This window comes from Micrococcus sp. HG099 (genome assembly GCF_024723355.1).
GTDB lineage: Bacteria > Actinomycetota > Actinomycetes > Actinomycetales > Micrococcaceae > Micrococcus > Micrococcus endophyticus.
In genome coordinates, this window is the sequence record NZ_JANQCJ010000159.1 from 1 (window position 1) to 4218 (window position 4218).

Annotated in this window: 3 protein-coding genes; all 3 read right to left on the reverse strand. The window is 71.6% G+C overall.

The window, feature by feature from the left end; all coding sequences use genetic code 11:
* Positions 1-1086: DNA replication/repair protein RecF (gene recF, locus NWP10_RS10775; protein ID WP_258300902.1), on the reverse strand; the 1086-nt coding region annotated here is incomplete at its 3' end.
* Between the two features lie 21 nt (positions 1087-1107).
* A complete protein-coding gene (gene dnaN, locus NWP10_RS10780) occupies positions 1108-2223 on the reverse strand; it encodes a DNA polymerase III subunit beta (protein ID WP_184173914.1) in 1116 nt (371 codons plus the stop codon).
* 743 nt (positions 2224-2966) lie between these two features.
* Positions 2967-4218, reverse strand: a 1252-nt coding sequence (gene dnaA / locus NWP10_RS10785) for a chromosomal replication initiator protein DnaA (protein WP_258300903.1), incomplete at its 5' end; no start/stop codon positions are given.

The following is a 4218-nucleotide window of genomic DNA, read 5'->3' on the forward strand; positions in this document are numbered from 1 at the left end:
GACGTCCTCGAGCGCGGCGGCCGTGACGATCACCTGCTCGGCCCGGCCCACGAGCGCGGCCAGGCGGCGCCGACGGGCGGCGTCGAGCTCGGCGAACACGTCGTCGAGGATCAGCACGGGGCGGCCGTCGGGGTCGGGGTCGTCGGCCACGAGGACGTCGTAGGCCGCCAGCCGCAGCGCCAGCGCGAGCGACCACGTCTCCCCGTGCGAGGCGTAGCCCCGCGCCGGCGCCGGGCCGAGGAAGAGCGCGAGCTCGTCCCGGTGCGGGCCCACGAGGGTCAGCGCCCGGGCCTGCTCCTCGTCCCGCTGGGCGACGAGCGCGCGGCGCATGTCCGCGGCCAGCTCGGCCACGGGCGGCACCTCGGCGTGGGTGCCGCGGGCCAGCGGCACGGTGGACTCGTACGCGTAGGTCGCGGCCTTGGAACCGTTGGTCAGGGCCCCGTACATCTCGCGCAGCGGGTGGGCCAGCAGGCGCAGCACGTGCAGGCGGCCGTGCAGCAGCCGCGCGCCGGCGGCGCACAGGTGCTCGTCCCACACCTCGAGGGTGGCCTCCTCCTCGGGGCCCCAGCGGCGGGCCTTCCGGGCGGACTTGAGCAGGGCGTTGCGCTGGCGCAGCACTCGCTCGAAGTCCGCGGCGGCCTCGCCCAGGGCCGGGCGCAGCTGGACCATGAGCTGGTCCAGGAGGCGACGGCGGCCGCCCGGCTCGCCCGTGACCAGGTTCAGGTCCTCGGGGGCGAACACCACGGTGCGCAGGATGCCGAGGCCCTCCTTGGCCCGCACGGGGGCGCCGCGGTTGATGGCAACCCGGTTGGACCGGCCCGGCAGGATCTCCAGCTCGAGGGCCACGGTCCGGGAGCCGCGGTGCACGCGGCCGGCGATCCGGGCGCGGTCCCGGCCGAAGCGCACGAGCTGCGCGTCCGAGCTGACGCGGTGGGACTGGTGCGAGCCGAGGTAGCCGACGGCCTCCACGAGGTTCGTCTTGCCCACCCCGTTGGCCCCGAGCAGGACCGTGGACCCCGGGCCGAGCTCCAGGTCGGCCCAGCGGTAGGACCGGAAGTCCGCGACGGTCAGGTGGGACAGGTGCACGGGTGCCTCCGGCCCGGCGGATCAGGCGATGCGCACCGGCATCACGAGGTAGCGGTAGTCGGAGACGACGCCGTCCTCCTGGTTCACGCCGGTGAGCAGGGCGGGCTTGGGCGCGGAGGTGAACGCGAAGCGCACCTGCGGCTGGTCCACCACGGCCAGGCCCTCGGAGAGGTAGGACGGGTTGAACGCCACGGTGATGTCCTCGCCCTCGAGGGTGCAGGGCACGGACTCGTTGGCGGAGGCGTCGTCGCCGGTGCCGGCGTCCAGGGTGACCTGGCCGTCGGTGAACACCATGCGCAGCGCGGTGTTGCGCTCCGCCACGAGGGCGACGCGGCGGGAGGCCTCCACGAGGGCGGCGGTGTCCACCACGGCCTGGATGGGGCTGGTCTCCGGGAACAGCGAGCGGATCTTGGGGTACTCGCCGTCCACCAGCACGGAGGTGGTGCGGCGGCCGCCGGAGGAGAAGCCCACGAGGTCGGTGCCCTCGCCGAGCAGGATCTCCAGGTCGCCGCCGGCGCCGAGGGACTTGGCCACCTCGGTGAGGGTGCGGGCCTTGACCAGCAGCGAGGTGGAGATCGAGGGGTCCGCGGGGGTCCAGCGGATCTCCTTCATGGCCAGCCGGTAGCGGTCCGTGGCCAGGAACGTCATGGTGTCGCCCTCGATCTCCACCTTCACGGCGGTGAGGATCGGCAGGGTGTCGTCCTTCGAAGCGGCGACGGTCACCTGCGCCACGGCGTGCGCGAAGGCGGCGCCGTCCACGGTGCCGGCGGGGGCCGGCAGCTGCGGCAGGGCCGGGTAGTCGCCCACGGGCATGGTGGCCAGGGCGAAGCGGGAGGAGCGGCAGGTGACGACGACCTTGCCGCCGTCGAGCTCCACGGTCACCTGGGCGTGCGGCAGGGCGCGGACGATGTCGTTGAGCAGGCGGCCGGAGACGAGCACCTGGCCGTCGGTCTCCACGTCCGCCTCGATCTCCAGGCGCGCGGAGGTCTCGTAGTCGAAGCTCGCGATGGAGACGACGCCGGCCTCGGCCGTGATCAGCAGGCCCGAGAGCACCGGCACGGGCGGGCGCGGGGACAGGGAGCGGGCGGCCCAGGAGACGGCGTCGGTGAGGATGTCGCGTTCGACGGTGAACTTCACGAGCTGCACTGCCTCTCAGGCGGGGGACGGCGGGGGGTCTGCGGGCCCCGGCTCAGCGGCGACGCGCGGGCCTCAGCATAGGCGGTCCGCGAGGACGGTGTCAGGTCGAAGGCGAATGACAACGGTGTGATTCCGCGGATCCGAACGGGCGCGGGCGCAGCCTGCGCCGTGGGGCTCGTCGGGCCGGTGTGCGGGGCGGAGATGATGTTGCTTGTCGGATTCTCTCAAGGGGGATCAGTAGTGGTGATAGCAGGTGTGGATCCTGTGGAGAACGTCCATCCTCGGCGAGATCATGCGGATCCGGCTGGGGGAACGCTGTGGACGTCGCTCCGTCGAGGGTGTGCACGGCGTGTGGAGACCGCCCTCGGCCCCGCCCCCCGATCTGCACAGGCCGGCCTGGAGTCGTCCACGCCCATCCCCGGATCCACCCCCCGGTTGTCCACATCTATGTCCACAGTCCCCATCCACACCCTGCGAAGTCCGCGGAATCATGCGGTTTTCGACTGTGGACGGCTGTGGACATCTGTGGATCGTCGAGTCACATCCGTGTGATTCACCAGGGTGTGCGCCGCCGTCGTCCCCAGGGGTGTGGACCCGCCCTCATCCGCCTGATTCCGTCGTCCACAGGTCGCCACGTTGTCCACAGGAGGGCGCCTTCTCCACAGGGTTGTCCACAGCGGTGGACAATGTGGAGGAACACTCGAGTCCCGGTCGAAGGTTCGAACCGGGACTCGGAGGGGTGGTCAGGCGCCGCGCTGCTTGCGCTTGATCTCGTTGGTGAGCTCGGTCACCTGGTTGTAGATGGTCCGGCGCTCGGCCATCAGCTCGCGGATCTTGCGGTCCGCGTGGATCACGGTGGTGTGGTCGCGCCCGCCCAGGACCTGGCCGATCTTCGGCAGGGACATCTCCGTGAGCTCGCGCAGCAGGTACATGGCGATCTGCCGCGCCGTCACGAGCGTGCGGGTGCGGGACTTGCTCGTGAGCTCCTCGAGGGTGAGGTTGAAGTACTCCCCCGTCGCGTGGAGGATCAGCTCCGGCGTGATCTCGTGCGCCGTCTCGTCCGTGATCAGGTCCTTGAGCACGTGCTCGGCCAGCTCGATGTCCACGGCCTGGCGGTTCAGCGAGGCGAACGCGGTGACGCGGATCAGGGCGCCCTCGAGCTCCCGGATGTTCGTGGAGATGCGCGAGGCGATGTACTCCAGCGCCTCCGGCGGGGCCACGAGCCCCTCGGCCTCGGCCTTCTTGCGAAGGATCGCGATGCGGGTCTCGAGGTCCGGCGGCTGGATGTCCGTGATCAGCCCCCACTCGAAGCGGGAGCGCAGGCGGTCCTCGAACCCGGAGAGCTGCTTGGGCGGCAGGTCCGAGGTGATGACCACCTGCTTGTTGTTGTTGTAGAGCGTGTTGAAGGTGTGGAAGAACTCCTCGACCGTCGCCTCCTTGTCCGCCAGGAACTGGATGTCGTCGATCAGCAGGATGTCCACGTTGCGGTAGAGCTGCTTGAACGAGGCGCCCTCGTCGTGGCGGATGGAGTTGATGAAGTCGTTGGTGAACTCCTCCGAGTTCACATAGCGCACCCGCAGGCCCGGGTAGAGGCGGCGCGCGTAGTGGCCGATCGCGTGCAGCAGGTGGGTCTTGCCCAGCCCGGACTCGCCGTAGATGAACAGCGGGTTGTAGGCCTTCGCCGGCGCCTCGGCCACCGCGTTGGCGGCGGCGTGGGCGAAGCGGTTGGACGAGCCGATCACGAAGGTCTCGAAGTGGTACCGGTCGTTGAGGCGGCTGGTCTCCGCGGAGGTCGACGGCGGCGCGGGGGTCGGCTTGCCGGCCTGGGCCCCGGCGGCCTCCGGGGGCACGACGTCGGCCGGCGGCTCGGTGCGGAAGCCCGGCAGCTCCTCGGCGACGGCGCGGCGGGAGGGCTCGCCCGTGCCGGCGGACTGCTCCGGGCCCGGGGCCGCGGGCGCGGCCGGGGCGACGGGCTCGCCGGCGAGGGCGGAGCGG